The organism is Variovorax sp. ZS18.2.2 (assembly GCF_024701975.1).
Classification (GTDB): domain Bacteria; phylum Pseudomonadota; class Gammaproteobacteria; order Burkholderiales; family Burkholderiaceae_C; genus Variovorax.
Window position 1 is genome coordinate 1 of the sequence record NZ_JANLNM010000014.1, and the last position, 26,006, is coordinate 26,006.

A 26,006-nucleotide genomic window follows, 5' to 3' on the forward strand; every position below is an offset into this window, starting at 1 on the left:
ACCAACCGGCTTCTCAACTCTGCGTACTGCTCTGTCATCTCTACATGTCCATGTTGCTCTACATGGGCACGTAGCCTCACAGCTCATCGTTCACCGAACAAGGGCGTGGTTAATTGACCGCGTACGATCGTGTTGGAACGCCAGCTGCGGACGGGCAGTATTTGGATGACCTCATGTCAACGGATGAGGTGCTCGAAGAGATCGGCTTCGCCGCGTCACCCCAAGTATTCGCCGTCGTGGTGAGTTCGTTCTCCATTGAAAATTGGGTTGAAGCACCAGACGGGATCTGGGGAACGCTTCCTCTTAATCGAGAACTGGATGGCGCCTGGCTGAACTTCTGCAACGTAGTTCGACACCGAACTCGGTTTCATTTCCATCGACGCACCTCCACTCATCCTGAAGATGGGATTCAACCAGCCGACATGCTTTCGGCGATCGGACACGTCATCCGCAATGCAGACCTGGTGAAGGAAATACCACCCGGGCGGGAGTTCTTCAGAGGCCGTGTTCTGAGGCCCAACGATAGTTGGTCGCCCGATGCGAATAACCTGGGGGCACCGCCGGAAAGTGTCGCGAGGTCGGGGCGCATGAATCCCACAGGCATCCCATACTTGTACCTTGCCTTTGAACTTGACACCGCCCTCGCAGAAATGGGCCCGCTCGAGGCAAATGAAGTGATCCCAGTTGCGATCTTTCGCTCGGAAGCTCCTCTACGGATCGTCGATTTCACCGATATACCGCCCATTCCTTCGCTCTTTGATCCCGAGCACAGCGCCTCATACGACCAACTGGCCTTCCTTCGAAGCTTTGTCGATGAGATTTCGCAACCCGTCGACAGGCAACGCTTGCCGGACATTCACTACGTACCGACGCAAGTGATGTCTGAGTACCTCGCCCAAGGTTTCGAGACAACCGACGACCGCCCCCTTGACGGTGTGATGTACCCGAGTGCCGCGCGCCCACGCGGCCGAAACATCGCGCTCTTTCCCTCTAGGGCGACCCCTTCTGCCCCTTTTGGGGCGGTCGCATTTGCACAAGCACTGACGTGGGCCGAAGTCCTCGAACGAGCGCTCTTGCGCGAACCAACGGCACCTTGACGGCGCCTTCAGCCTGACCGCGGTCCCGCGCAACTGGTCAGCATTGGCGATGCAAGGCTTTGGCCGATGCGGCAAGAACGAAGACGCCGAGCTACACGAGAAGCCGGACCAACCTTCCGATCGGTGATCGGATTACATTTGTGATGTAACTCGCCAGCGTTACCTCGATAGATGAGAAACCGCGGACTAGGGGCACTGCCTCAGCGCGCGCCAATGCCGGTGGCGGGATCGGGAGCGGGAGGATTGCAAACTCGCGCATGGGGCGGTTTTACGATCACTCACGGCTCATTCCGACGGGGAATTCAGAACTATGGAACTTACGCGCAATTGATTTCCGCGCTCTCGCACCCGTTCCAATTTACCTGGAAGCTCGAACTCTCGAGGGCGGGGCGTTGACTTCTCATCGCGGTAGCGGCGACTCGCCGCTATCAGCGCAATCGGCAACAGCTCAAAGCATCCATTGAAGCGGAGGTGGTTCCTTGAATGTCAGCAACGAAGATTTTCGGCAATGCGGCAAGATCATCACGCCCCACTCAGGCGACTTGCGAGTTCGCAGTGATCCGAACAACAAGATTCTCAAGGATGGCATCTACATCGTATTGCCGCGATTGAACAATAAATGGATCATGTCCATCTACCGAGACAGGTGCCTTGGCACCAATGAGCTTGAAGTCACCGTTGATCCGGTGGCAATGGCACAAATGAGCAGTGTCACGGGGATTCAAGCCAACGTCTATGGCTGGTTGGAACACCAGCGAGACCAACTCCAGAACGAGACCGCCAGGAATCGAATAAAAGATTCCAGGATCAATACATTTGACATCGGCTTCACGCTCGCTGGAGCGCAAGAGTTCTTGCGCCGGCTCGCAAAGATGCTGGAATGGCCTTTCCCAACCTGGGAAATCGACCCGGCGCACACGCGGTTCACGGCCGCCCGAAAAAGCGCGGTGGACCACATGATGGAGATGGCTTACCAGGCGGCTGCGGCAAGCGGTACCCAGCGGGTTGAGGTGGCAAAGAAAAAAGAAGTGCGCTTCGAGTCCAAAGAACAGTTCCGCGCGCACATCGAGGTTCTGCTGCGTGAGCCCGTGTGTGCGATCACGAAACTGCCACTCGACATCAGCTTCGCAGACTTGGAACTTGCGCCCTCACTGGATCGGCGCGATTCCAATGGGCATTACGAGTTGGGCAATCTGCAGGTGGTTGCCCGCTTCGTCAATCGCTGGAAGAGTGACGACGATCAAGCCAACTTCCAGCGGCTCATTGACCTGGTGCGGGGAGGTCCGGAACCGGCACCCTCCATTTCCTAGACGCTAGTGTATGTGTAGCATGAGTTGATGCATGAGGCGATTTTTTCCAGGGAGAAGCTGTGTCGACCTACCGCTACAGGCAATACCGCGCCGCGCTGAAAGTTGCCCCATTCAACGGGATGTTCATGCCGTATGGCTGGGGAGCACTTCCCCAAACACTGCCGTTCGAATGGATGCCGTATGCCGAAATGTTCAAAGAGTTCTCCCAAGAACTCGCTAACGTCATCAACGATCTGACTCGTTATACGCACCAGTTGGCGGCTTGGCGCGACGTGGTGGACAAGCTTGACAACAATGGGAAGTTCGACGTCGCCCACGAGTTCGTCAACCCGCTCGCGACCATAGCGCTCAACTTGCCCTACGTCATTCGGTCACGCTTCATCTTTGCCGCGGCGCACCTCAGCCACCAAGCAAACCAGACCAAGCTACCAGAAGGGTGGGCGGACAACCTAGCCTTAGACGACAAAATCTACTTCGCGCAGGCAGAAGTGGTCGGAGGTCCGTGGAAGAAATGGAACAAACTCAAGACGAAGCTCGAACGGATCGGTGACAAAGGCTACCAGGCAAAGACCAAGAACTTCCGCCATACCTATAACCACCGCTTCTCGCCACGGATCATTGTTGGTCAAACCAACATCGTCACGCGTAAAGTCAACGTCGAGACCAACCGGGTGAGCTACGGGTTCGGAGGCACGGGGCCGCTGACACTGAAGCTGATTGTCGAACTGCTCGAGGAGGAGTGCCAACACTGCTACAAGGCCTTCCAGGCGTTCCAGAAGCTGGTTCAAGAGCAGGAGAAGGCCATCTCCGCTGCAGCATCCGCGACCCTTGCCGCGATGGCGGCGTTGGCCAAGTCTTAGGGCACGACCTTTCCTTTTGCTTAAGGGCGTCCCACGCTCCACCCGCGCTATCGCTGTTTCGGCAAGCTCACAGTGTTCTTGCACAGCGGGTATCGATTGCACGCGAGAAATGGCCCCCACTTCCCGGGCCGCTGGACCATCGCCCCTTTTTGACACTTTGGACACACCTGCGTCGACGCGGCTTCGCCGGTGAGCGAGACGGCCTTCAAGCCTTGGTCTTTCATCAGTTCAACCACGAATGGCGAAATCCGCCTGCGGGGCGCCACCAGCGTAACTCCCCGACGAGCCCGAGTAAGGGCGACGTAGAACAAGCGCCGTTCCTCTGCGTACTCGAAATCTTCGCCGTCAGGCATGGCCAGTCGAAGGACTGGGTCATCCAGGATGTTGCTCGGAAATCCCCTGATTCCCGAGGCCATTCTTGGCAGGATCACGTAGTCGGCTTCGAGCCCCTTGGAGCCGTGCACAGTCATGAAGTTGATGCGAAGCCGATCTGCCAATCCAGTCAACGACGGCAAGAAGTTCTTGTCCTTTTGATACCGCCCAAGCACAAGCACGCTCAGGATGCCATCCTTATTGGTCGCGATCGTCCCCTCCTTGAGGTTCTTATACAAACCATCGAGCCGTCGTCGAATCGCAGTTGCGATTTCCTCTTCGTCGCCGACCTCGACGACTTCCAACGTCGGCGCGTGCTCTGTGGCATCGGAACGGACTTTCTTTTTCAGTTGACCTGGGTGCTTGAGGACAAACTGGCCTGACGCGTCGCAAAGTGATTGCGGACAGCGGAACGTGCGTTCCAGCCGCAGCACTTCAGCTTTGCCAAACCATCGCTGGAACTGAGTCATCACTGAAAGATCGGCGCCCGCAAAACGGTTGATGCTTTGCCAATCGTCGCCGACGGCGAACAGACATCGCCCCGGCTGGGCCACGAGCGCCTGAACCAGTCGCGCCCGCGCCTTGCTCGCGTCCTGAAACTCGTCCACCATCACCAATTCGAAGGGGCTTTTCCAGCGGCCAACTTCAAGATGGTCGGCTGCCATGTTCAGCATGTCCTCGAAGTCGATGGCCTTTGCCTCGATTAGCCTGCGCTCCCATCCTTGGCGGATCGCATCAAACAGCCGCAGAAACAACGCGTGACGAAAGTGGAAGCGCCCAGACGGCTCGGTCGCCAAGCGGTCCTGCAGCGCGGCGGCGTCGAGTCGGTTGCTTTTCGCGTGGCTCAAAAAGGTGCGAACTGTTTTCAGCAGATCCCCGCTGTCAACGATGCGACGCCCCTGGACTGGGCGATCAGGATTGGGATCCAGCACGATGCCTCGTGCGGTGAGCTCTTGGGCCAGATGCTTGAACGCTTCGCCGGACCACAGCTGGGCCATCGTGGTTTCGATGAGCGCGGTGTTCTGGTCGCGATGCAGCTGACGCTTCCAGCGCATGCCCTCTGCGTAGTTCACGAAGGCGTCGGGTGGATTCCCATCGGCATCGACGGCCCAATGCTCGTGAAACACGTTGATCGTTGGGTAGTAGAAATCGGGTCTGTACTGCCGGTGCCTCGGGTCGGCGGTGTCCACTGGGTAGGCGGCTTCGTACTGGTATTCGACGCCGTTGTAGAACAACCAGTCTGCGATCAACCGTTCACCCTGACTCTTCACTACCTCCCCTTGCAGGGTTCTGAAGCCTGTCTTCGTGTTGTCTTGCTGGTCCCAGTCTTCCGGCGAATCTTCTTCCTTGCCAAATGCCGGCAGATCGCGCCCGAGGACCACACGGAAGAGATCCCATTCGGCACGAAACACGGGGTCGCGGTCCTTGAGCTCATCCACGATCTCCATAAGTTGATCGGCCTCCCGGCCTTCTTCCACCCACTGCGCAACCGAAGGGCGCTTGCCGGTTGCGTCTCCAATCACGTCAAGTCCGAAGCCGTGGAAGGTCCGGGCCACGATCCGGTCCGCGTCAAGTCCGAGTGGGGCGAGTCGTTGCCGAACGCGTGCCTGCAATTCTTTGGCCGCGCTGTTGTTGAAGGCCAGCAAAAGGATCTGATCGGGCTTCATCAATTGACGATGAAGGGCATACCCCGCCTTCGCCACCATCGTGGACGTCTTGCCCGACCCGGCCGACGCGATGACCTGCACGCGGTTGTCAAAACACACGACGGCCCGAGATTGCTCCTCGGTCAACGGCGTCTTCTCTACCCGGTCGAAAAAATCTTTGCAGGCTTCCAGTTCACGCGCGAGATGGCGGTCGTTGACCCCGGCTGCGAATTTCTCGAGGGGCTGCTGCCAAAGGCCGACACCGTTGCGAATGGCTTCTGGCTGCGCCGCCAAGTGCGTCTTAACCTCAGGAACGGTCAGGAGCTCGGTCAGGACACTCGTTGGCCGTGCGCCAACCCAGCGTGCCACGAATTCGGAAGTCAGCCAGCCCTTGTTTGAAAGCTGCGCTTTCGCGGCCGCAATGAGCTGCTGAGCCCATTCAACCACCGGCTGAATGGCGGCTGGGAACGCACCAAGCAGTTTTCGAACTTCGAGGTGCTGCCGATACGCCGCGCGGGCCTGTCCCAGGGCATGGTGCAAAGCGTTCGCAGCCTCTGCCGAGAGGCCATCGAGGCCCAATGCGGCACCACCAGGCAGGATGGCATTCAGACGCGACCAGATGAACCCTCGGCTGATGGTCCAGCCTTCGGAGACCATCACGTTCATGCGCGCCGATTGCTCGTCGACGTGAAGAACGACATCAGGCTCCAGCAGTTCCAATCGCCACGAAGGCGCAGAGGTGAACGTCTTGCCCCACCACGAGGGGGCCCACGTTGTGCGACTCACCGCCCTGGGCCTGAACCAAGACGCTCATTGCGCCCAAAGCCGGGGCGCACCCAAGCGCCCCCACTCGCAGGCTCGATCAACGCTTCCAGAAAATCGGTTCGGATCATGTTTGTTTTCTCCCTGCGACGGTCCAATTCAGAACGAGCATGCGATTCGAGTTCAAAACTGCACAGTACAAATTCGGCACCTGGTCACGGCGCGATCCGGGCCACTCCGAAAGCATACGGAAGCAGCCGGGTGATGTTCCGAGCATCGTCGATGCCGCGGTGGTGCGTGCCAGAAAATGTCAATCCAGCGAGGCGAATGGCGTCGCCAAGCCCCGGCTTTTTGGCCAACCCTTGCTTCTCCGTCAGAACCCGCTTCACGTTGACGTGAGGGGCACTGATTGGATACGGTACTTTGTGGAAATCGCAGTCTTGGCGCAGCTGCTTCAGGTCATAGTCGCCCCACGAGCAGAAGACAAAGCCGGTGTAGCGATAGAGCCAATGCTTGAACTCGGCAACTGCGTCTTTGAACGAGGGAGCGAGTTCGACGTCCCTCTGGGAAATCGACGTGAGGGCTATGCAGAAGGTCGTCAGCTTCGGGTGTCGAACAGGTCGAACAAAAATCTGAAACTCATCCTCGATCTCGAACGATCGCGCGTCCACCATCACGGCTCCGATTTCGATGATCTCCATGTGCTCACGGGGCACACTTCCCGTGTCGCAGCACGTGGCCTCAAAGTCGATGACCAAGTATCGATCTGCCTGCATTTTTCCCCCGTCGAAATGTGAACTTGTCTGCGGTTCGTCTTCGCGTGCCGTCTCGACGTTCGAATGATTGTGCCAACACTTCCCTGGGAAGCGCCGCTTTTTGGCCTCAGTAGGATGGCAGCAGCGGCGTCAGACAGTCTTCGAACCCGACATGCACGCGGTTCATCCGAGCTGCCAGAACGCGGTCTCCGGTCAGTATTGCCAGCATCATCGCAGCGATCGTGACAAGGCCGTTTGAGCATTCGATCAATTGCCAGACCAACTGCACCGGAAAGCCGTCTTGGTGACGTCGCAGTGCGTGCACGCCGACATGGACGAAGGAATTCAAGGCATGCCGCTGCATGTCTTCAAATCGACCCAGCATGGCTGCAGGTGCTGCAGCGGCCGGCACGGCAATCGACACTCCCCGCAGCTGCTTGATCATTTCTCGCGCTGCCGGCAGTTTCCGCGCAGCTTCGTCAGCTGCCGCGGTGAGCGGCGCCGCAGCCAAGGCCACTTGTCCATCTGAAGCCGCAAACAGCAGCCATGCCGAGCGCGTTGTCGATTCGAACTGAAGTCGCATCAGGGGCACCGCCGACGAGACAAACCCGTCGGCAATCAGCGATCGCAGCGCGCGTGCGTGGTCGATTGAGAGAGAGGCGGCAGTGACGCTGAGTGCCAATTTTTCCGCCCCTTCACCGTGCTCGGGGTAACGGTCGAGTTCGAGCATTCGAACGATGCTGTCGTCGAGTTCATCGGATCGGCGCAAGAGGTGTTCGATGTCCATGCACCAAGGCTCGCACAAGGAGTTGGCCACTGCAACCGTCGCTGCGTTGCGAGCTGGTTCGCTCGACAATCTACGTTGTTGACCGGTTGCGAAACTGCTTCAACCCACTCAACCCTTACATCGTAAGCGTACGGTCTGAACCACATTGCGATGAGCGCCTGAGCAGGCGAGCATGTGTCCACAATGTTGAACAGCGGACACACCCCAGACTGGACTGGCCCGACAGTGGAACGGGTCATGACCAACGGCAAGCGCATCTTCACGCTGGCGTTCAGGCGCTGGCTGGTTGAGCAGACGCGCCAGCCTGGCGCATCGGTTGCAGGCCTGGCGCTGCGGCACGGGATCAACGCCAACCAGTTGCGCCGTTGGATGTCGGTGGATCACAAGCTGGCGCATGGCAACAACGAGGTCGCCTTGCTCGCGGTCAACATCGAGGGTTCTACGGCCACGTCAATGGTGGCCGTCCCCGCCTCACCGCCGCCGCCAGGTCACATCGAACTCGAGGTCTTCGGCGCGCGACTGAAGTTGCATGGAGAAGTCGATGGCCTGCGCCTGCGCGTCGTGCTGGACGCATTGGCGCGGCGCTCATGATTGGACTGCCGGCCAACACACGTGTGTGGATCGTGGCAGGGCACACCGACATGCGTAAAGGATTCAACGGCCTCGCGGCGATGGTGCAGACGGCGCTGCAGGCCAATCCGTTCTGCGGTCACGTCTTCGTCTTCCGCGGCCGGCGCGGCGACATGCTGAAGGTCCTGTGGTTCGATGGCCAGGGTCTGCTTCTCCTGGCCAAGCGTTTGGAGCGCGGCCGCTTCGTCTGGCCGCAGGCTGTGTCGGGCAAGGTCTCGCTCTCTGCGGCACAACTTTCGATGTTGCTCGAGGGCATTGACTGGCGCATGCCCACGCGCACCGACCGGCCCATGCTTGCTGCCTGAGATCGTGTGAAATTCGTCCGTTAGAGGTCTGCGTCGTGATGGCCGGGCGAGGCGACATCGCACGGCGCACTGGCATAGTCGATGCCAGTGTCGAAGACCTCTAACATGCCTCCCACCGTTGACTCGCTGATGCGAGTCGTCGAGGCCCGTGACGCCGAAGTCGCACTACTGAAGCTGATGGTCGACAAGCTCAAGATGCAGTTGCTGCGGCAACTGCGCGCGCGGTTCGGCGCCTCCAGCGAGCAACTGAACGATCCGCAGATCGCGTTGATCGAAGGCCTGCCGGTGCACGAGTTGGCGGCGGTCGCGAAAACGCCAAAGGCACCTGCGGCCAACAGCGAAGGCTTCGATCGCAGCCTGCCGGCTCACTTGCCGCGCGAGGACAAGGTGTACAGGCCCCCAGCATCGAATGCACGGCATGATGCTGACGCCCAGGCCTGTGGCTGCAACGCCTGTGGTGGGCGTCTGCGTCAGATCGGCCAGGACGTCTCGGAGCAACTCGAATACGTGCCTTCGCGCTTCAAGGTGATACGGCACGTGCGCCCCAAGCTCGCGTGCGTTGCATGCGAATCCATCTTCCAGGCGCCGGCACCAAGCCGACCGATCGCACGCGGTGTCGCTGGGCCCGGGCTGTTGGCCCACGTGATGGTGAGCAAGTATTGCGATCATCAGCCCCTGTACCGCCAGAGCCGCATCTATGCCCGAGAGGGTGTGGAGATCGTGCGCTCCACCATGTCGGGCTGGATCGGCCAGGGCGAGAGGCTGCTGGACCCGTTGGTCGCCGCACTGGGGCGCTACGTGCTGGCCGGCTCCAAACTCCACGCAGACGACACGCCAGTGGCCGTGCTGTCGCCCGGGCGCGGCCGCACCAAGACTGGACTACTGTGGGTCTACGTGCGCGACGACCGCGCATCGGGGAGCGCTGACGCGCCTGCGGCGTGGCTGCGTTATTCCCCCGACCGCAAGGGCGAACATCCTCAGGCGCACCTGAAGGACTTCAAGGGCGTCTTGCAGGCCGACGCGTATGCCGGCTTCGCCAAGCTCTACGCTGACGGCGGCATCGTCGAAGCATCTTGCTGGGCGCATGCCAGGAGGCCCTTCTGGGATCTGCATGAGAGTCAGGGGCAAGTTCCCGACTCGATCGCCGAACAGGCGTTGCGACGCATCGGCGCCCTGTATGCGATCGAGGCCGACATCCGTGGGCGATCACCCGAGGAGCGATGTCATGAACGCCAGACCCGAGCGGGACCGTTGCTCGAGGAGTTGTTCGCCTGGTTGAGGGGAATGCTCGGGCAGGTCTCGGTCAAGTCGGAACTCGGACGCGCCATTGGGTACACCCTCACTCGCCTTCGGTCATTGACGCGCTACCGTGATGACGGGACCATCGAGATCGACAACAATGCCGCAGAGCGCGCTCTGCGCGGTGTGAGCCTTGGTCGCAAGAACTACATGTTCATGGGCTCTGACGCGGGTGGCGAGCGCGCCGCGGCAATTTATAGCCTGGTGGAATCGGCCAAGTTGAATGGGATCGATCCCGAGGCGTACCTGCGCGACGTGCTGTCGCGCATCGCCGACCATCCCATCAACCGCATCGACGAGTTGTTGCCCTGGAACATTGGCGGCCAGCATGTCGAGCGGCCCAAGGAACGACTGGCTGCCTGAAGACCTCGCGTCCGGCGCCGCAAACGCAAGGAGGACGACGAAGTGAATTCGCAAGGCCCCGACGCAAAGCTGATCGATGCGCTCAACCAGGCCAGCAGCCTACAGCTGTTCCAGCTGAGCGCCATCATCGATCGCATGCTGGCCGATCCACGGCGGGTCATCGCCGTGCGGACCCACATGAACCTCGGGCAGATCGTGCGCTTCATCGACTGGCGCGACGGCCAGATGCGCAGCGGCAAGGTGGTCGCCATGAGGGACACCCAGGTCACCTTGCACGAGGACAGCACGCGCAGAGAGTGGAAGTTGCCGTACGCGGCCATCGAGCCGCCGAATCCTGCGAGCCCAGTCGACACCACGTCGGCATCCGGCGCGGCACTGCCTCAACACAGGCCTGCGCGCGGCGACTTCCATCGCGGCGCGAGGGTCGCCTTCGACGACAAGTACCTCCAGCCTCAGGTGGGCATCATCGAGCGCATCAACCAGCGCACGGCCACCGTCGACATCGGCAGCGGGCAATCGTGGCGCGTCCCCTTCCACATGTTGCGTCAGGTCGTCGACATCTGATCGCCGCCCCGAGTCAAGAGGGTAATGGGCGAACGCTTACCTTACATCGCACGAATCTTTTTGCCGTTCCCTGCGCGAGGATCGACATAACCGGGAGCAAGCTCAGCTTCGCTCCCGTACAAATCCAACGGTTCCTTGAGCCACAGCGGAAAATCGCGAGCGGCAAGGCGGTGGTCTGGAGAACAGTCCACGCACCAGCGTCGGAGCATGTAGCCCGAATGCGCAGCTCGCACACGCACCTTGAGCACACCGTCCACCATTGGGTAGTCCATCTTGACGATTTCGGGTCTGGGATGGTTCGGGTGCGCGACCAGTTCCAGCTCGATAACGCGGTTCCACAGCACGTCTTGCTCTACGGTCTCTTCCTTGAGCACAGGGCGGTCATCCAGCACCTTGGGATCTTGCATGCGCGTGAGCACGTAGTCCCGAAACTGGCGACGCTTTCGGTCGAATGCCCTCACCTGCCACATCAGACCGATGTCGACCAGCGCCAGAGGTACCAGTTCCTTGAGGGTGCGGCCACTTGCGACGGATGTGCAGTGAAGCCGCACAGCCTGTCCCAAACGGATGGCCCCGGGTGATCGGCGCGATCACGGACGCCGCTGGCAGATTCAACGCAGTCGGGTATTCGCATCGCACCGTGGGCTGGGACTGAGCACCTAGGGTCAGAGATGGGCCGAATCCGACATCCAGTCGTTTGATCAGCAAGAAACTGTGTCGGCGACGACCGAACTTGAGCAGAGCAGCCCTATCTGGAAACCCAACCGATTGAACGGTGAGTCGTCTTAGCGCCAGACGTTCGTGATCGATTCGTCAACTTGTGTGAGCGCAGACTCACTAACTACCTGAAGCACATCGCACCTGCTCAACGCGCTTTCGACCTCTTCATGGGGATGGCCGTAGACGGAGCGCTTCGCAGGCGCAATAAACAATCGCACGCCCAAGCTAAAGCACGTCATCAGGGACAACAGCGGGCTGATGCCGTCAGTTGCATAGTTGTGCCTGGACCCGTGGTGAGGCACCAGGATAGTGGAGACTCGCGGCAGTTCCGCAAGAAAATGACTTGCAAAGTCCGTGACAACAGCTTGATCAGGGAAATGCATGTCGCCTGTGCCCAGCCAGCCCACACTTCTTGTCATCTGGACAGGCTGCAACCGTGGCGTCTCCCAGTCCGGCAGACCATGAACCTGCCTGGCGAAACTAAAGCGCCCATAGTCGTTCCCCCGCTCCCTCGGGCCCGAATACATGCACAGCGACGCGCTGTTGTAGTGCTCGAGCTCTGTCAACTTGTACAGAGCTCCAATCAGCGCCTTGAGTGTCATACCGCGTTTGGCCTTCTCGCCTGTCCTGACCTGCTCGAGTGCAGCGTCGCAGTCCGCCTCGCTGACAGACGTATTCAGCAACTTATTGACTTCGCCTTTCCATGACTTTATGCCGGTGCTGCCGCCCTTGCCCAAGTTTTTGATAAGCAGTTTTAGCGCATTGAGTACCGTCAAGTTCCAGATCACGCTAGCCTTAGCACTGTCCCACTCGCGGGAATAGAAGCGGAACTGCCAGTCGACCTTCGCCAAAGTAAAAGAAGTGCCATCACCCAGCGTCGTTCCCTCTTTGGCTGTTCGAAGAACCTCTCGTACAGTTGCCGGCAGTGATAGGGCCGGTGCCTGTTGTTGCTCGTCGCCAGGCCCGTCAGTCGGACCATGGATGATCATGACTGGCCGCCCGAAAGTGCCTTTGTACAGGCCGATTGCGGTGGTGATTCCCTCCTGAATCACGTCCGCATCGCGTCCCTGGGCCAATGCGACGAAGACCATCCAGTCAAAGTATTTCTGCCGCTCCTTTGCTTTCAGGTGTGGCAGGATGACATTGGCAAAAGTCTGCTTCGATGCGTGCAGTTGAGGGACGCCACTTATATGGTCCAGGTCTAAGTGCGAGATGACAAGCCAGTCATGCTCTCTGGGGCGTTCGTCCGCGAAGGCCGCAATCACGTCCTTACGATGCGTTTCGTTAGAGCCGCCACAGTCATAGACAACGCTGAAGCCTGGCTCCTCATGCCAGCAATGAATCTGCGTGTGGTGAAAGCCACCTTGCCCAATCGGATACTGCGTCCTGTCGACTTTGAAGTTGTACATCAATTCCCTCTTTGAAAAATACGACTCTATATCCACGGGTTGGAATTCACCGCGCGCTTACCAAGCACATCGTAGGTCTGAATGTGGCTTCGCTAGCGAAAGGCTTAAAGGAGGTTCTCATTGCACTCGCTCAGTCCCAGTACGGGGATCAGGTCAACCAGCATTGATCCTTCTGCCACGGCGCGATTGCGGTTGAGTCGCTGCCCCTTACCTGCCGCGCGTCGATTCACGGCGCCGCGATGGCCAATGAGTTCGGTCGCAGGCGACGAATCAACGCGAGGGCGGCCGGGACACTGCGCCTGCAATGATCATCTTCTGAATCTCTGACGTGCCCTCGTAGATGCGCAAGGCCCTGATTTGGCGGAACAGTTGCTCGGGCTCTGAGTCCGCAACGAGGCCAGCGGCCCCGAACAGCTGCACCACGTCGTCCACGACGCGCGAAGCGCCGTCCGTGGCATGCAGCTTAGCCATGCTCGCATGGGCCGCCACATCGCGAACGCCTGTGTCGAATTCCCAGGCAGCGCGCGCCACGAGCAGTGCCGTGGTGTCGAGGTGCAAGGACATGCCGGACAGCTTTTCGATGGTGAACTGGGTCTGGATCAGCTTCGAGCCCGCCACGTTGCGCTGTCGCGACCAATCCGTGGCGCAGCGCATCGCACGGCGGCAGAAGCCGAGTGCCGCGGCGCCCACACTCACGCGGTAAAGATCGAGGATCTCGGTGGCGTATATGAAGCCCTTGCCTGGCTCTCCGATGAGCGCCGTTGCAGGCAGCAGGCACTGACTGAAATGGAGACTGGAGAACGCGCGCGGCGCGAGCAGGTCGATGCGTTCGGTACGCAATCCCGAGGTGCTGGCCGGGACCCAGAGAAAGCTAAGACCAAGTCCACCTGGTCCTTCCCCGGTGCGTGCAAGTACCGCATGGTGGTCGGCAATAGGTCCGTTCGAGATCCAAGTCTTGGTGCCGTCAAGCACATAGCCCGCGCCCTCGCGCACCGCCTGCGACTTGAGCGCTGCGAGATTGGACCCACTCTCGGACTCGGACAACGCCAACGCACCGATGCTCCGGCCTTCGCGCATCGCAGGGATGACGCAGGCTCGTTGCTCGGGCGAGCCGTACCAGGCAAGCGGTGCAGCGGCGAGGCCCTGAATCGAGAACGCGAAATCGAGTAGGTCGTCGAGGAAGGCCAGCGCTTCGCGGATCAGGCACAGCGAACGCACATCGGGGCGTTGCCGGCCACTGTCCGCCTCGACCGCGTGCCGCAGCCAACCGGCCTCGCCGAGCAGCCGTGTGTAGACGCGCCCCTTTTCCTCGACATCTAGCGCGCGATGTTCGTGCGGCAGTTGCCGATGCCGCTCAACCCAAGCTTCCAGGTCGGCCGCGAGCGCGTGGTGCCGTTCTTCGTAGAAGGGTAGTCGCAGGATGGAGGGGTCAAACAGGGTCATGGCGTACAGGCTTCTCGAATAAGGGCGTCCGCGCACTTGGTGGCGGGCGGATGAAGGCCGCCGCGTTGGCGAGTGAGCGCGCCGGCCAATCCGCTTGGCAACCCGGGGAGATCGTTGAGGGTCCACCAGCCTGGTCGTCCTTCGGCATCCGATGCACGCAGGGTCACGGGTCCTGGCTCGCAGCCGACGCTCACCGAGGCCATCGACCGATGCAGGCCTGTGCCGATGGCCTTGAGCAAGGCTTCCTTGCGCGTCCAGAACTGCGCGAGTACATGCGTTGCACACGGTTCTTTGAGCTGGCTCCAGGCCTCTCTCTCCGCTGTAGAAAGAATCATCCGGGCCAACCCGTCCTTCCGACCCGCGAAACGATCGAGGCACTCGATGTCGATGCCCACGGCGCACTCACCGACGGCGGCGGCCCAATGGCTGTCGGTGTGGCTGAGGCTGAAGCGCCATGGCAACGCATCTAGCATCGGCTTGTCCGCCGGACCGGTGACGGCGAATTTCAGGTCCGCCGGCGGCATCTCGAGTCGCTCTCCGAGCCACAGCCGAAGCGCCGCATGGCTGGCGCGGAAACGCTCGGCATCGGCCTGCCGGATGAAGCGGTTCGCACGATCGAGTTCATCGGAGGACAGAATGCGCTCGCACACCTCCAGCGGCCAGGCCTCGACATCGATGGGACGGCACGTCCAAGCTTCGATGCGCACCCTCATTCTCCCTGTCCGAGCGGTAATTCCGTATCCGGTTCAGGTTCGAACTCACCGGCGTCGCATCCCACGAGCGTGCGCCGCGCGAAGTAGGCGAATGCGGCTTCCGAACGCTTGCCTGCCAGAATCCAGTCGTGCGCCTCCCTGGCCAGCGCAGGGTTGAGTTCCTTGATCGTTCCGACCGCTTCGGCCAGCAGCTGCAACCGGGCCGCGCGTTCGCATTGAATCGCCACGACGCAGGCCTCTTCGACCGAACGCCCGGTCGCCACAAGCCCGTGGTGCGCGAGCAGTGCCGCGCGTTTGCCGCCGAGCACGCCCGAGATCAATTCGCCCTCGCTGTTGCCGACCGGCACGCCCGGCCATTCGCCGAGGAAGGCGACGTCGTCGTAGAGCATACATGCGTCCATCTGCGCGATCTTGAGCGCACGACCGACCATCGACAGCGCACTGACGTGCAGCGGATGCGTATGGACGATGCACTGCACATCGGGCCTGGCGCGGTAGATCCAGCTGTGGAAACGGTTGGCAGGGTTGGCCATGCCCGATCCGCCGAGCACCTCGAGGTCTTCATCGACGACCAGCAGGTTGGAGGGCCATATTTCGTCGAAGCCGAGCCCGAGCCGCTGCGTGAAGTAAGTGCCCGGCTTGGGCGCGCGCGCCGTGATCTGGCCCGCCAGGCCAGAGTCATGCCCCTGGGAAAACAGGATGCGGCAGGTCAGCGCGACTTTCTGCCGCAAGCTCCAGCGAGGCGATTCGAGGTGCCGCTGCATCGACGCCTTGGCACGCAGCACCAGATCGTCCTTGCCGAGGGAGAAGGTCGTGGCCATGCGCGGTTCTTTGCCTGTTCTTTCTGCGTCAGTGCGTCGGCGCCGTGGCCCTGTCGGCCGGTGCCGTTCTTGTTTGACATTGCGCCTCGATCGACTCGAAGAAATCGAGCCGCGCGTCCACCAGTGCATTGCCCGCGCTGAGCATCCGCGCAATCTGGTCGGGATTCGTGCGCGCCAATTCGACCATGATGTTCTGCATCGTGTCGGCATGGCCGTCGTCGCATTCGACATGGATGCGGAAGAACTCCACCGCATCGTCGGTGACACCGGCGGCCTTGAAGCCCTTGAGCAGGTCGGTGTAGATTGAGGGCACGAGCGCCTCCGCGCCCAGGCACAGTGCGCCGAGGCCGCGTGCCACGTTGGCGTCGCGGCAGTGATCGAACATCGTGTCGATCAGCCGGCGGGTCCCGAGCAAGGGGCGCTGGCCTTCCTGAGAAAGTTCGAAATGGATCAGCATGTTGCGATAGAGCACGCTGTGCGGCGTGGCGCTGTCCTCGGTCAGTCCGAGTTCCTCGCAAAGGTTCTCGGCCAGCCGCGAGACCTGTGTGTTGCTCGGCAGATTGGCCATCAGCGCGCAGAGGTAGCGTGTGAAGTAGCTGCTGTAGATGCCCTGCTGCACTAGGAACAGCTTGAGTTCGTTGAGTTCGACCTCTCCCTGCCGGCAACGCACGAGGAACCTGCTGTCGCGGATGCGATGGACCAGCTTCGACTTGAAATCTTCCAGCAGGGATAAATGCTCTTCCATCTTGTGCTCCTTGGAATCAGATATGGTGGGTGATCGGCGCGCGGGCCAGGTACGCCGCCACGGCCGCCTGTAGGCTTGACGAGGTGTGCACGCCGAAATGGCCGCTGCCCGGCACGCCGCGAAAAAGGGCCCCCGGGATGCAGCGCGCCACGGCCTGCGAGGTCTGGGCATGGATGATCGCGTCCTCGTCGCAATGCAGGACCAGTGTCGGCGGCCGGATGCGCGCGAGATGGCGCGACCAGTCGACCTCGAGGCATGCGGCCTGAAGCTGGGCGTAGCGGTAGGTTGACTCAGCGGTATCGAAGGGAAGCCCGTTCAGCAGCGACAGCGCGGGATTGTCGTCGCCGCCTTCGGTGTCGGCGCCCTTTTGGAGCAGTGCACGAACCAGCGCGGCATAGCGGGTGCCGCCAGTCACCACCTTGGGCCACAGCGGCAACATGGTGCGCTGGTAGTCACTCTTTTCCAGCGCGTCGGGCAGTTCGATCGACGGACTGATGAGGCACAGGCGCTGCGTATCCAGCAGCCCATTCGCCACCGCGTACGCTGCGATGTTGGCGCCCGAGCAGAAGGCCACGATCGCATGAACGGCCTTGGCTGGGCGGGGCAAAACCGCCACCGCGTCGAGCGCCTGCTGCCGGATCGACAGATCGACTTCCGGATCGAAGGCATCGAAATCCGGCAGCCCGCGCGACTCCCATGTCACGACATGATGGTCGCGCGCCAGCCGCTTGGCCAGCGCCGCCATGAACAACACCGAGATGCCCAGCGCATTCACCAGCAGCACCGTCGGCTTGCGCTCGTCGCCGGCTTCGAACACTGCGAGCCGCACGTCGTCATCCGTGGTCGCGGTGCGTTGGCGAAAGACACCCGCGCCTTCGACGACAACGGCGAGCGAGCGATGCGCTTCGCAAAGATAGGGCAGGCGATGGGTCTCGAGGGCCATGCGCGGCTTTGGCCTAGCGGACCAGTTCGGCGAGCTTCCCGGACACCGAAGCCCAGCGCTCCGCATCCGGCAACGGGTCTTTGCGATCGCAGATCATGGGCCAACTCTGCGCAAGCTCGCGGTTCAATTCCAGGTACTCGATCTGACCCGCATCGAGGCGGTCATGCGGCAGGATCGCCTGCACCGGGCACTCGGGTTCGCAGACGCCGCAATCGATGCAGACATCTGGATCGATCACGAGGAAATTGGGCCCCTCGTGAAAGCAGTCGACAGGGCACACAGACACGCAGTCGGTGTGTTTGCATTGGATGCATTTCTCGGTCACCACGTAGGGCATCGTCGTTCTCCTTGTTCAGACGCTGGAAAGGGTGCTCGGTGCACCGCGCGCCGGTTGCGATGTGGCCGCGCGCTGCCGGATCGCGAAGCGTCCCAGCAACGGATGCATCACGACGGCACCCACGGTGCACTCGCGCCGCATGTCGCCATTTCCTTCGACATGCAGAGGGGGCGTTTGCAGGAATGCGAAGCAGGCAGAGGCCGTCGCATCGGTCCCAAGCGAACGCAGCGCCGTCGTGCAGGCTTGTTCGCGTCGCAGCGACGAGGTGCGAGCAAACGGATTCAACTCGTCGCGCGAATGAAAATCGGGATGCAGGAAATGATTTGCGTGAACACAAGAAGTCTTGTGCTCGGTGACGCGTACCGAATTGAGGATGTATTCGACCACCACCAGACGGCGACCATCGGTGATCATGAGCGCGCGCGAACTCGCGAGCGGCAGTTGCCGCAACAGTGCAATGCATTCGTCCACGCTCGCGCATTCGTCGAGCAGGTGCCGTATCGCCATGTAGCCCGGAATGCCAGGTTGCCAGTCGCCGCCCAGCACAAGGTTGAGGCCGATCGCGAGGCCACGGTCGTTCATCCCTAAATAGCCGAGCAGGCCGGTGAAGCTCGCCATCAACAGTCGCCTACCGGACGCCGCGTGAGTCAAGTCCAGCACGCACAGTTCGGCATGGAGGTCGCCATTGAGGTCGATGGTTTGGCCCAGCACCGTCGATGTGCCGCCGAGACGGCCGAAGGTCGTGCAGTCTCCGGCGGCGGGCCGCACAGACTGGTAACCGGTGAGTTCGCGCCGCAGCTGCAGCAGATAGGCATCCGACACCGAGATTTCCGCGCCGTGCGCGAGGCCATTCAGTTCCTGCGCCATACCGGGCAGCGATCGCTCGATCACCCGCATGTGGCGACCGATCTCGCGCCGTAGCGCCTGCACATCCCCCACATGCGCGGCAAGCACCTCAAGCCCAGCGAGGCGGCGGCCGAGGAAGCGGTGGATCGCGCCGCGTTGCGCGGTGCCGATCTGCACGCCCAACTCGAAGCGACTGCCGCTCGCACGCACTAGCGTGCCCGGCGCAAGTTCCGACGCGACAGACAGCAGGGGAGCCGCCAGCGCACTTTCAGTCACCGAATCGCTCCGTGCGCAACCGCGGCCACTCGGATTTCAGGATGCTGTAGTAAACCGCATCGCGTCGGCGCCCGCTTGGCATGTAGTTGAAGCTGCGGAAAGTGCCTTCCTCGGTCGCACCGATGCCTTCGAGACCACGCCGGGCGCGCGTGTTGAGGATGTCGGTCTTGAACTCCACGCGCTCACATTCGAGCGCACCGAAGGCGTGTGCAAGCAGCAGGCCTTTGACCGAGCGATTGAGGCCAGTTCCGCGGTAGGCCTCGCCGAGCCAGGACCAGCCGATTTCCAGCCGACGGTCAGCGCCCGCGAGGTTGCCGAACGAAGTGCTGCCCGCGATCTGGCCGCTGCGCTTGTCGATGATCGAGAACACGATGCGCGTGCCGTTGAGCGTCTCCTGGATGCCCTTCTCAACAAAGGCGTCGAGGCTCGCCTCATCGGTGATGGTGGAGACGAAGTAGGTCCAGATGCCGGGGTCGAAGGCAATCCGGGCATAGCCCGGTTTGTCGTCGATCGCGATGCGGCGCAACCGCACGATCTCGTTCTCGAGCGTTGCGTCGCGCAGTGTCTGGTGGTTCCAATCCATGGGGGCTCCCTTCAAGTGGTGGTTCAGGCAGTGGCTCTGGTGGACAGCGTGACGAGGATGTCGCGCGGCGTCTTCATCTTTCCGATGTCATCCTCGGCGAGCTCGGTCAGGGGGATTCCGGCTTCCGCGCAGGTGCTGCTCATGAGCATGATCATGTCGAGCGAGGTCAGGCCGTAGCCGTACGTCAAGTCCTCGTCCATGTCCAATTGAAAGGCTGGGTTGTCCGCCTGCTTGAGCGCCTTGGTGAGGTTGGAGCGGACGATGGCTTCGAGGTTGTGATTCATGGGACGGCTCCGTACAGGTTCTCGATGTCGCGTTGGAAAGACTTGTAAATTTCCTTACGACGGGGCTTGAACTGTGAGGTCAGCAAACCGCTCTCGACAGTGAGCGGCTTCGGCAGGATCAAAGTCTTCATGACGCGCTCGTCAGGCGCCAGCGTCTCGTTGATGGCACGCACATGGCGGTGGATGGCCTCGCTGTCGGCGGGCGTGACCGCCGGCGACACCACGGCCACGAGGTAGGCCTTGCCGGAGCCGTACAGCACGCACTCGGCGACCTCGCCGTTTTCCTTGATGCGCTCCTCGACCTTGCGTGTGGACACGTTGCGCCCGTTGGCCAGCACCACGAGGTCGTCGGCACGCCCGAGGATGTAGAGGAATCCGTCCTCGTCGATGCGCGCGAGATCGCCGGTGCGCACCTCGCCGTCGGGCATGAAGATCTTCTCGCTGTCGCCTGGCTCGCAGTATGCGTAGGCGGTGTTGACAGGATGATCGCTGCCGACGACCAGCACACCGTCGTCGTCGATCCGGACGCGCTTGCCAGGCAGTGGCTTGCCGACGCTGCCTACCCGCTCGCTACCCGGATGGTTCTTCGAGACGATGCAGGTCTCATTCATGCCATAACCTTCGTAAAGCGGAAAGCCGACTTCGTTGAAGAACTGCAGCGTCTGCGGGTTGGCGGGCGCCGAGCCGGTCCACATGTAGCGCACTTGCCGGCCGAGCACGGATTCGATCTGCGCGCGCCGCGCCGCGGGGTCACCGGCCTCGAGGCATTCGCGCTCGATCAGCCGCCTCAGACTTTCGTAGAAGCCCGGCACGCCCATCACGACGGTGGGATCGGTCCTGCGGGCCGCATCCAATGCGAGTTCGAAAGGCACGACCGTGACGTCGTGGCCGAACGTCAGTGCCGAGTAGATCCAGTAGCGCTGCTGCAGCAGCGACAGTGGCATGAAAACCAGGATGTTGTCGCCGTCGCGGTGGTGGTACATCGCCTGCACCGCAGAGAGCGAGGCATCGATGCTGCCGACAGTGGCTTCGAGGCCCTTGGGCTCGCCGGTGCTGCCGGAGGTGAACTTGATCGTCGTGATGTCCTTCTGCGCGTAGACTGCGGTCTGCTCCCCGCGGTGCGGCGACGGATCGCTCTCGCCCACGCGCAACAGAACTTCCGCGAGCAACGGACGAAGGTCGCGCGTGCCGGCCAAGTCGATGGCGACATCCGCCGGCGCATCCGAATAGAAGCCTTTGAGCCTGTAGCGATCGGCAAGCGGTGCAACGGAAGGAAACTTGCCAAACTCGAAGCCCGCCGTCACCAGACCGAGCTTGATCGACGCAAGATCGAGCAGCACCCATTCGATGCCGTTGCGAGCCAGCACGCCCACGCGGTCGTGACGCTGGAAACCCACGTCCTGCAGGGCACGGGCCAGCCGCTGGGCTAGCGCATCGAGTTGCGCCAGCGTGAGGTCGACGAGCGCACCCTTGCGGAAGTAACGGATGTGATGCTTCACGCTCTTGTCGCCCGTGCGCGCCACCGCACCGACCGCACCCACCAGCGGAACGCTTTCGCCGGAGGCAGCCATTAGGCCTGGGCCGCCATCAAGGCGGTCTTGGCGTCGGAGACGGGGGACGTCGCGCGGATCTGCCCGCCGCTCGCGCCCGACTGCACAGCCTGCGGCGCGGGAATGTCCCAGTAGGTGCCGGCCTGGAAGCCTGTCCGCACCAACCGTTCAGCCCCAGGACTCATCAGGTAGTGCGACAGTGCGGCATAGAGGGCCTCGAGCCACAACGTACGCCGACGTACGCGCAGGATGTCGCCGATCTCGAACTCGTCGCCCTCCATGCGGACCACCCGGACGTCGTAGAAGCCCCGGTAGTAGCGGCTCGCGATGTTCAGCGATGGGCGCGACATGTCGGGCCCCGGGCTGCGGATCGAATACTTCACGCGCGCCCGGTTGTGCGCCGCGCGATGCATGTCCGAATGGATCGCGATGTCGGGAATGAGTGGCGGGTAGTACCAATGGCGCGACTTGAGGATCAGCGGCCGGTCGAGGTTGCCGGGAATGAAATGCCAGCGGTTGAACTGCATGCGCTTTTGCACCGACGAGGCGATCACTCCGGCCTCGGCTGTGCCCACGCGCTCGACCAGCTCACGCGAAACGAAGCAGGTGAAGAAGTCGGCCGGCGTCATCGCATGGATGCTCGCGATCAGCGCATCGTCGTCGTAGGTGACGAGCCGGCCGATGTCTCGTATCGAGCTCGACATGCCGTAGTCGGCCGAAGCGGCAACGACGGCGGAGCCGACGATGCGCTCCATGAGGTATTCGACCCAGCCTGTCACTGCGACGCTGCCACAGTTGCATCGCATACCGGCCGCGTCTCGCGCAATGGCGGCCTGCGCCAGTTGGGACATGCCAGCATGCTCCGAAGGAACGAAGGCGTCCGCGGGGCCGACCATTAAGCGGTAGTCATTGCGAAACTCGGTCCACCAGACGTCGACCGGTTCGTCCGACTCGGAGTGCTCGAGGATGCGCTCGACTTTTTGGAAATTAAGGCCGTAGATCCACCGGTAGCGCAGCCATGGCTTGCCGACCGCATGCAGTGTTTGCTCGCGAATGCGTCGAGCCCGATCGAATAGACCCAAATCGGGCGGCACCTGGATTTCGTTGCCGGCGGCGCTGTAGGCCTGCGCCAGTTCGTCGAGTCGCTGCAGCAGCCGCTCGGCGGCCAGCAGCGTGCCATTGAATTCCTCGAAGCGCACCGAACGGCCCGAGAGGAAGAGCGCATGCAGCGAGGCGACCGCGAGCGACTCCTCGGTCGTCCACTGTTCGAAATTCTTCTCGCGCAGCAGGCTCAGGAAGCCGCGGCTGCGTTTGTCATCGATGAGATTGGTGTAGCGGTCCATCAGTGCGAAGAATCGGTCGCCGAGGTAGAAGCAGACCGACTCGACGTGCTCAACGTGGTCGATGACCTCATCGAGCACGTGTGCAATTTCGCCGCTGCGCTGCAGTTCTTCCAGCGCTGCTCGAATGACGCCATGAGCTTCAGCCTCGCGCTGTTGAAGCAGCGTGTGCGCAGCCTCGATCTCCTCGAGGACCGCCGCGCCAGCGTCGATGAACCCCAGGTCTTCGCAGTGATCGCCGGCCTCGTAGCTGATGCGCTCCTGCGATGCCGGTCGCAGATGCAGCCTGCCCAGCGTGTTGACGTAGAGTACCAGCGATGCTTCGGTGGGCTGGATCTGCAGTTCGCGATGGCGCTCGAGCACCGACAGCGCCGCGCGGTCGCGCAGGCCGATTGCGTTGATGGCATGTTCGATCGGATAGATGCCCCCATGGGTCAGCGCGCGCACCGCCGCATCGTGCGCACAGCCATGAGTGGGACTGTCCGCGACCACGTAGTGGCGCATGTCGAAGCCATAGAGGCTTCCCGGTTGGCCCTGCTGCGTCGGCGCATGCGCTCGTGGATCCATTGCCGTTTCTCCGTGGGTTGAGGTGCGGATATGGCACGGAGCGATGACTCTCTCCGGCACCGATGAATCCATCCACCAGACTGCATTTCATGGGGGACGGCCGCTTCGTACAACTACCAAGTTTCGTAGGCGATGCGTTTGAATGCTTTTTCAGATTTTTTCCGCGTGCGCGTTGTGCGCGGCTCGCCCTTCGGCAGCCACCGTTGCAGCGGCTGAGACTGCGTTGGCTAGCTCAAGAGCCCGAGCATTGCCGCGCGCACCACTGCGGCCGTCTTGTTTGGCACGCTGAGCTTGGTCAGCGCGTTCTTGACGTGGAAGTTCACCGTATTCACCGAGATGATCAGGATCGTCGAGATCTCGTCAGAAGTCTTGCCATCGGCCGACCACTTGAGGATCTCGATCTCGCGTTCCGTCAAAGTCTGCGAGGGTGGCTCCGGAAGATCGGCCGTGAGCACGCGCGAGAAGGCCTGGTGCGCGATGTTGGCAAGCCAACGCATCTTGATTTCGTTCGCGTCGAGCTCCGCGGCCGTGAGTTCCCCAGTCGAACGCGCGAGCGTCAGCATGCCGCGCATGGCGCGGCTGTCGAGGCTCGATTGCGCCCACCCCACGCGCAGACCAAAAGATCGTGCCTCGTCCCACAGCGCGGGCGCACCGGCGAACAGCACATCGCTCCAGACTACCGGGCTGAGTCTGTGCAGGCCGTGCGCCACTGTGGGGTCTTGCCGCAGGTAGTCGGCCTCGGCATAACGCGCCTGCCATGCCACAGGATAATCGTTGCGCATCACCGTCTTGGGACGCGACAGGGGCAACGACATCCGCATGCCATACGCGCAGTAGTCGAAGCCTAGGTCGCGCGACACGGCGGACAGTCGGTCGAAGACCGACTGCTCATGCTGCGCGCCTTCGAATCCATCCAGCCATTCACGCGCCCAATCCCTCATGCTTTTCTCCCAGGACTATCGACGTTCGTTGGTCTTGCCGCTCACAACACCGGGTCGCGGCATCGTAGTGAAAGTACCCGTTCTCGCGTCCTCTATGCCTGCGCGTCGCAGGGCCATCACGCCAGAGCCGGTCTCGGAGTCTTGCGAATTTCAGTACTGCCAAGTGTGTGAGGACGTGCTCTTGTTTATGAGTCGGATCTCCGTTCGCAGGTTCGTGGCACAAGGCCCTAGCTTCGATAGACCGGCTTCAGCGCTTCATAGGCCGCCACGTAGCGCCGCATCATTCGTCGATAGCGCCCGGCCATCGATGGGTCGGGCACGAACACGCGCTCGACGCGCACCAGGCGCTGCACTCCCTGCGCGAGGGAATCGAAAATGCCGGCGCCCACGCCGCCCATGATCGCGGCCCCCACCACGCCGGTGTCGAGGCAGGCCACGCGCTGCAGCGGCACACCGAGCGCATCGGCGCGAAGCTGCGACCAGAAGTCCGAGCGCGCGCCGCCACCGCCGAGAAAGAGCTGGGGGCAACGAGCGCCCGCGGCCATCTGCAGTGCATCGAACACCAATCGGGCCGAACAGGCCACGCCCTCGAGCGCCGCGAGCGCGAACTCGGGCATGCCGGTGCCGGCGTTCATGCCCAGAAAGCTGCCGCGCGCAGCCATATCCCACAGCGGCGCACGCTCGCCTTGCAAGTGCGGCAGGAACAGCAGCTGCTCGTGCGGCTCGCGCGAGGCCGACTCAGCAGCTTTGAGCACCGCCTCGGGTGTCTGCCGCAACAGCGTCGCGAGCCAGCGCAGCGTGTCGCCACCGCTTTGCGTCGGTCCGGCCTGAACATGCAGGCCGTCAACCGGCAGGAAGCTCACAATACCCGGCGCGCCGCTCGGTGCGCTGCTGATCTGCGCCAGGATCTCGCTGGTGCCGCTGGTGTAGGCTCCCTCGCCCGGCATCGATGCGCCCGCGCCGAGCAGGCCGCTGAAGGCGTCCATGGTGCCGGTGACGAACAGCACTGATGAACCCGCCAGCCGCGCATGCGTGCCGAACCCCACCACCGCGCGGTAGGGCGACAGCGGCGGCAGGCGCTTGGCCGCGCCGGGCACCAGAGCGATCAGTGAGTCGATGGCACAGCCTGCGCCGTCAACGAAATCGAAGCAGCTCAACGGATCGGCGGTCCAGCGGCCCGTGAGATGGCGCAGCACGAAGTCCTTCGGCGACACGACCATGGCGGTACGCTGCCAGACGTCGGGCCGATGCTTACTCATCCACTCCATACGCGCGAGCGTGTGGCTCGCACTCACCGTCATGTTCGACTTCCACCAGCGCTCGCGCTGCGCAGGGTCGATCTGCGCGTCGAGCGCCGCCGCCGCGTCAGTGGCGCGCGTGTCCTGCCAGACGATGGCCTGCGCCAGCGGCCGGCCATCGGCATCGACGAAGGCATGGGTGTTGACCTGGCTGCAGGCACCCACGGCGGCCACGTCGCGCCACGAAAGACCATGTGCGAACAGGCGATCGACCACGGTCCACACGCCGTCGAGCCAGTCCTGCGGATTTTGTTCGACGTGACCAGGGTGCGGCCGTGTGGTGGGATAGGCGACGCTGGCCAGTGCGATCGCTTCACCCGATGCACTGAACAGGCCGCCCTTGATCGACGTGGTGCCGATGTCGATGCCCATGAGGCAGCCCTGCAGCGGCGTCTTGCGGTGGGCCGTCTCTTGCATCACGCGCTTCCGTTGCTTCTCGC

25 protein-coding genes and 1 pseudogene are annotated in these 26,006 nt (G+C 62.0%); 7 read left to right on the top strand and 19 right to left on the bottom strand.

Going from position 1 to position 26,006, the window contains the following annotated elements; all coding sequences use genetic code 11:
• Positions 1 to 113: 113 nt before the first annotated feature.
• The 3 genes from NU688_RS32165 (at position 114) to NU688_RS32175 (ending at position 3,267) form a co-directional block, all read left to right on the top strand.
• Positions 114 to 1,097, top strand: a complete 984-nt coding sequence (locus NU688_RS32165) for an RES domain-containing protein (RefSeq protein WP_257864983.1) — start codon at positions 114 to 116, stop codon at positions 1,095 to 1,097.
• A gap of 479 nt (positions 1,098 to 1,576) precedes the next feature.
• Positions 1,577 to 2,407 (top strand): hypothetical protein, encoded by an 831-nt coding sequence (locus NU688_RS32170; RefSeq protein ID WP_257864984.1) that lies wholly within the window; start codon positions 1,577 to 1,579, stop codon positions 2,405 to 2,407.
• A gap of 59 nt (positions 2,408 to 2,466) precedes the next feature.
• Positions 2,467 to 3,267: a hypothetical protein gene (locus tag NU688_RS32175; RefSeq protein WP_257864985.1), complete on the top strand. Its 801-nt coding sequence runs from the start codon at positions 2,467 to 2,469 to the stop codon at positions 3,265 to 3,267.
• Positions 3,268 to 3,314: 47 nt separating this feature from the next.
• Here NU688_RS32175 and NU688_RS32180 read toward each other — a convergent pair whose 3' ends face one another.
• From NU688_RS32180 to NU688_RS32190, 3 genes are all read right to left on the bottom strand, one after another.
• Complete coding sequence (locus NU688_RS32180; RefSeq protein WP_257864986.1) at positions 3,315 to 6,071, bottom strand: UvrD-helicase domain-containing protein; 2,757 nt, start codon at positions 6,069 to 6,071, stop codon at positions 3,315 to 3,317.
• Between the two features lie 191 nt (positions 6,072 to 6,262).
• On the bottom strand, positions 6,263 to 6,823 hold the full coding sequence (locus NU688_RS32185; protein WP_257864987.1) for a 3'-5' exonuclease: 561 nt from the start codon (positions 6,821 to 6,823) through the stop codon (positions 6,263 to 6,265).
• A gap of 106 nt (positions 6,824 to 6,929) precedes the next feature.
• On the bottom strand, positions 6,930 to 7,589 hold the full coding sequence (locus NU688_RS32190; RefSeq protein WP_257864989.1) for a hypothetical protein: 660 nt from the start codon (positions 7,587 to 7,589) through the stop codon (positions 6,930 to 6,932).
• A gap of 237 nt (positions 7,590 to 7,826) precedes the next feature.
• On the opposite strand from NU688_RS32190, the gene NU688_RS32195 reads away from it, so the two are divergent.
• The 4 genes from NU688_RS32195 to NU688_RS32210 all read left to right on the top strand — a co-directional run bounded on the left by NU688_RS32195 (position 7,827) and on the right by NU688_RS32210 (position 10,750).
• On the top strand, positions 7,827 to 8,180 hold the full coding sequence (locus NU688_RS32195; protein ID WP_257864990.1) for a transposase: 354 nt from the start codon (positions 7,827 to 7,829) through the stop codon (positions 8,178 to 8,180).
• Complete coding sequence (gene tnpB, locus NU688_RS32200) at positions 8,177 to 8,524, top strand: IS66 family insertion sequence element accessory protein TnpB (protein WP_257864991.1); 348 nt, start codon at positions 8,177 to 8,179, stop codon at positions 8,522 to 8,524. The genes NU688_RS32195 and tnpB overlap by 4 nt, the downstream gene beginning before the upstream one ends.
• An 81-nt stretch (positions 8,525 to 8,605) precedes the next feature.
• Positions 8,606 to 10,186 carry an IS66 family transposase gene (locus tag NU688_RS32205; protein ID WP_257864992.1) on the top strand — a complete coding sequence of 527 codons (1,581 nt, stop codon included), beginning with the start codon at positions 8,606 to 8,608 and terminating at the stop codon, positions 10,184 to 10,186.
• A gap of 42 nt (positions 10,187 to 10,228) precedes the next feature.
• The gene (locus tag NU688_RS32210; RefSeq protein ID WP_257864993.1) at positions 10,229 to 10,750 is read left to right on the top strand and encodes a hypothetical protein; all 522 of its coding nucleotides are present in this window, start codon (positions 10,229 to 10,231) and stop codon (positions 10,748 to 10,750) included.
• A 41-nt stretch (positions 10,751 to 10,791) separates the two neighbouring features.
• On the opposite strand, the gene NU688_RS32215 is transcribed toward NU688_RS32210, so the two are convergent.
• The 16 genes and pseudogenes from NU688_RS32215 to NU688_RS32285 form a co-directional block, all read right to left on the bottom strand.
• On the bottom strand, positions 10,792 to 11,157 hold the full coding sequence (locus NU688_RS32215) for a hypothetical protein (protein WP_257864994.1): 366 nt from the start codon (positions 11,155 to 11,157) through the stop codon (positions 10,792 to 10,794).
• A 3-nt stretch (positions 11,158 to 11,160) separates the two neighbouring features.
• Positions 11,161 to 11,301, bottom strand: a pseudogene (locus tag NU688_RS34120) (WYL domain-containing protein); the annotation flags it as partial.
• 234 nt (positions 11,302 to 11,535) lie between these two features.
• Positions 11,536 to 12,879: an MBL fold metallo-hydrolase gene (locus tag NU688_RS32220; protein WP_257864995.1), complete on the bottom strand. Its 1,344-nt coding sequence runs from the start codon at positions 12,877 to 12,879 to the stop codon at positions 11,536 to 11,538.
• Between the two features lie 270 nt (positions 12,880 to 13,149).
• Positions 13,150 to 14,322 (bottom strand): acyl-CoA dehydrogenase family protein, encoded by a 1,173-nt coding sequence (locus NU688_RS32225; protein WP_257864996.1) that lies wholly within the window; start codon positions 14,320 to 14,322, stop codon positions 13,150 to 13,152.
• Entirely contained in the window at positions 14,319 to 15,029 is a 711-nt protein-coding gene (locus NU688_RS32230) for a 4'-phosphopantetheinyl transferase superfamily protein (protein ID WP_257864997.1), read from the bottom strand. The genes NU688_RS32225 and NU688_RS32230 overlap by 4 nt, the downstream gene beginning before the upstream one ends.
• A gap of 2 nt (positions 15,030 to 15,031) precedes the next feature.
• Positions 15,032 to 15,856 (bottom strand): aldolase, encoded by an 825-nt coding sequence (locus NU688_RS32235; RefSeq protein ID WP_257864998.1) that lies wholly within the window; start codon positions 15,854 to 15,856, stop codon positions 15,032 to 15,034.
• 28 nt (positions 15,857 to 15,884) lie between these two features.
• Positions 15,885 to 16,601: a TenA family transcriptional regulator gene (locus NU688_RS32240; RefSeq protein WP_257864999.1), complete on the bottom strand. Its 717-nt coding sequence runs from the start codon at positions 16,599 to 16,601 to the stop codon at positions 15,885 to 15,887.
• Positions 16,602 to 16,617: 16 nt separating this feature from the next.
• Positions 16,618 to 17,544 carry an alpha/beta fold hydrolase gene (locus NU688_RS32245; RefSeq protein WP_257865000.1) on the bottom strand — a complete coding sequence of 309 codons (927 nt, stop codon included), beginning with the start codon at positions 17,542 to 17,544 and terminating at the stop codon, positions 16,618 to 16,620.
• A 13-nt stretch (positions 17,545 to 17,557) separates the two neighbouring features.
• Positions 17,558 to 17,881, bottom strand: coding sequence for a ferredoxin FdxA (gene fdxA / locus NU688_RS32250; RefSeq protein WP_257865001.1), 324 nt, complete (start codon positions 17,879 to 17,881; stop codon positions 17,558 to 17,560).
• 15 nt (positions 17,882 to 17,896) lie between these two features.
• Complete coding sequence (locus NU688_RS32255) at positions 17,897 to 19,003, bottom strand: C45 family peptidase (RefSeq protein WP_257865002.1); 1,107 nt, start codon at positions 19,001 to 19,003, stop codon at positions 17,897 to 17,899.
• A complete protein-coding gene (locus NU688_RS32260; RefSeq protein WP_257865003.1) occupies positions 18,996 to 19,586 on the bottom strand; it encodes a GNAT family N-acetyltransferase in 591 nt (196 codons plus the stop codon). The genes NU688_RS32255 and NU688_RS32260 overlap by 8 nt, the downstream gene beginning before the upstream one ends.
• Positions 19,587 to 19,609: 23 nt before the next feature.
• On the bottom strand, positions 19,610 to 19,870 hold the full coding sequence (locus NU688_RS32265) for a hypothetical protein (protein WP_257865004.1): 261 nt from the start codon (positions 19,868 to 19,870) through the stop codon (positions 19,610 to 19,612).
• Positions 19,867 to 21,441 carry an AMP-binding protein gene (locus NU688_RS32270; protein WP_257865005.1) on the bottom strand — a complete coding sequence of 525 codons (1,575 nt, stop codon included), beginning with the start codon at positions 21,439 to 21,441 and terminating at the stop codon, positions 19,867 to 19,869. The genes NU688_RS32265 and NU688_RS32270 overlap by 4 nt, the downstream gene beginning before the upstream one ends.
• The gene (locus NU688_RS32275; RefSeq protein WP_257865006.1) at positions 21,441 to 23,327 is read right to left on the bottom strand and encodes a hypothetical protein; all 1,887 of its coding nucleotides are present in this window, start codon (positions 23,325 to 23,327) and stop codon (positions 21,441 to 21,443) included. Before NU688_RS32275 ends, NU688_RS32270 begins: the two co-directional genes overlap by 1 nt.
• Positions 23,328 to 23,554: 227 nt before the next feature.
• Positions 23,555 to 24,268, bottom strand: a complete 714-nt coding sequence (locus NU688_RS32280; protein WP_257865007.1) for an autoinducer binding domain-containing protein — start codon at positions 24,266 to 24,268, stop codon at positions 23,555 to 23,557.
• Between the two features lie 227 nt (positions 24,269 to 24,495).
• Positions 24,496 to 25,983, bottom strand: coding sequence for an FGGY-family carbohydrate kinase (locus NU688_RS32285; RefSeq protein WP_257865008.1), 1,488 nt, complete (start codon positions 25,981 to 25,983; stop codon positions 24,496 to 24,498).
• Positions 25,984 to 26,006 lie beyond the last annotated feature (23 nt).

What these genes read in the sequence shown, in the direction of transcription:
- NU688_RS32185 (WP_257864987.1), bottom strand. Translation starts at nt 6,823, where the DNA reads ATGCAGGCAGATCGATACTTGGTCATCGACTTTGAGGCCACGTGCTGC.
- NU688_RS32190 (WP_257864989.1), bottom strand. Translation starts at nt 7,589, where the DNA reads ATGGACATCGAACACCTCTTGCGCCGATCCGATGAACTCGACGACAGC.
- NU688_RS32195 (WP_257864990.1), top strand. Translation starts at nt 7,827, where the DNA reads ATGACCAACGGCAAGCGCATCTTCACGCTGGCGTTCAGGCGCTGGCTG.
- tnpB (WP_257864991.1), top strand. Translation starts at nt 8,177, where the DNA reads ATGATTGGACTGCCGGCCAACACACGTGTGTGGATCGTGGCAGGGCAC.
- NU688_RS32205 (WP_257864992.1), top strand. Translation starts at nt 8,606, where the DNA reads ATGCCAGTGTCGAAGACCTCTAACATGCCTCCCACCGTTGACTCGCTG.
- NU688_RS32215 (WP_257864994.1), bottom strand. Translation starts at nt 11,157, where the DNA reads ATGCAAGATCCCAAGGTGCTGGATGACCGCCCTGTGCTCAAGGAAGAG.
- NU688_RS32220 (WP_257864995.1), bottom strand. Translation starts at nt 12,879, where the DNA reads ATGTACAACTTCAAAGTCGACAGGACGCAGTATCCGATTGGGCAAGGT.
- NU688_RS32225 (WP_257864996.1), bottom strand. Translation starts at nt 14,322, where the DNA reads ATGACCCTGTTTGACCCCTCCATCCTGCGACTACCCTTCTACGAAGAA.
- NU688_RS32235 (WP_257864998.1), bottom strand. Translation starts at nt 15,856, where the DNA reads ATGGCCACGACCTTCTCCCTCGGCAAGGACGATCTGGTGCTGCGTGCC.
- NU688_RS32240 (WP_257864999.1), bottom strand. Translation starts at nt 16,601, where the DNA reads ATGGAAGAGCATTTATCCCTGCTGGAAGATTTCAAGTCGAAGCTGGTC.
- NU688_RS32245 (WP_257865000.1), bottom strand. Translation starts at nt 17,544, where the DNA reads ATGGCCCTCGAGACCCATCGCCTGCCCTATCTTTGCGAAGCGCATCGC.
- fdxA (WP_257865001.1), bottom strand. Translation starts at nt 17,881, where the DNA reads ATGCCCTACGTGGTGACCGAGAAATGCATCCAATGCAAACACACCGAC.
- NU688_RS32260 (WP_257865003.1), bottom strand. Translation starts at nt 19,586, where the DNA reads ATGGATTGGAACCACCAGACACTGCGCGACGCAACGCTCGAGAACGAG.
- NU688_RS32265 (WP_257865004.1), bottom strand. Translation starts at nt 19,870, where the DNA reads ATGAATCACAACCTCGAAGCCATCGTCCGCTCCAACCTCACCAAGGCG.
- NU688_RS32270 (WP_257865005.1), bottom strand. Translation starts at nt 21,441, where the DNA reads ATGGCTGCCTCCGGCGAAAGCGTTCCGCTGGTGGGTGCGGTCGGTGCG.
- NU688_RS32275 (WP_257865006.1), bottom strand. Translation starts at nt 23,327, where the DNA reads ATGGATCCACGAGCGCATGCGCCGACGCAGCAGGGCCAACCGGGAAGC.
- NU688_RS32280 (WP_257865007.1), bottom strand. Translation starts at nt 24,268, where the DNA reads ATGAGGGATTGGGCGCGTGAATGGCTGGATGGATTCGAAGGCGCGCAG.
- NU688_RS32285 (WP_257865008.1), bottom strand. Translation starts at nt 25,983, where the DNA reads ATGCAAGAGACGGCCCACCGCAAGACGCCGCTGCAGGGCTGCCTCATG.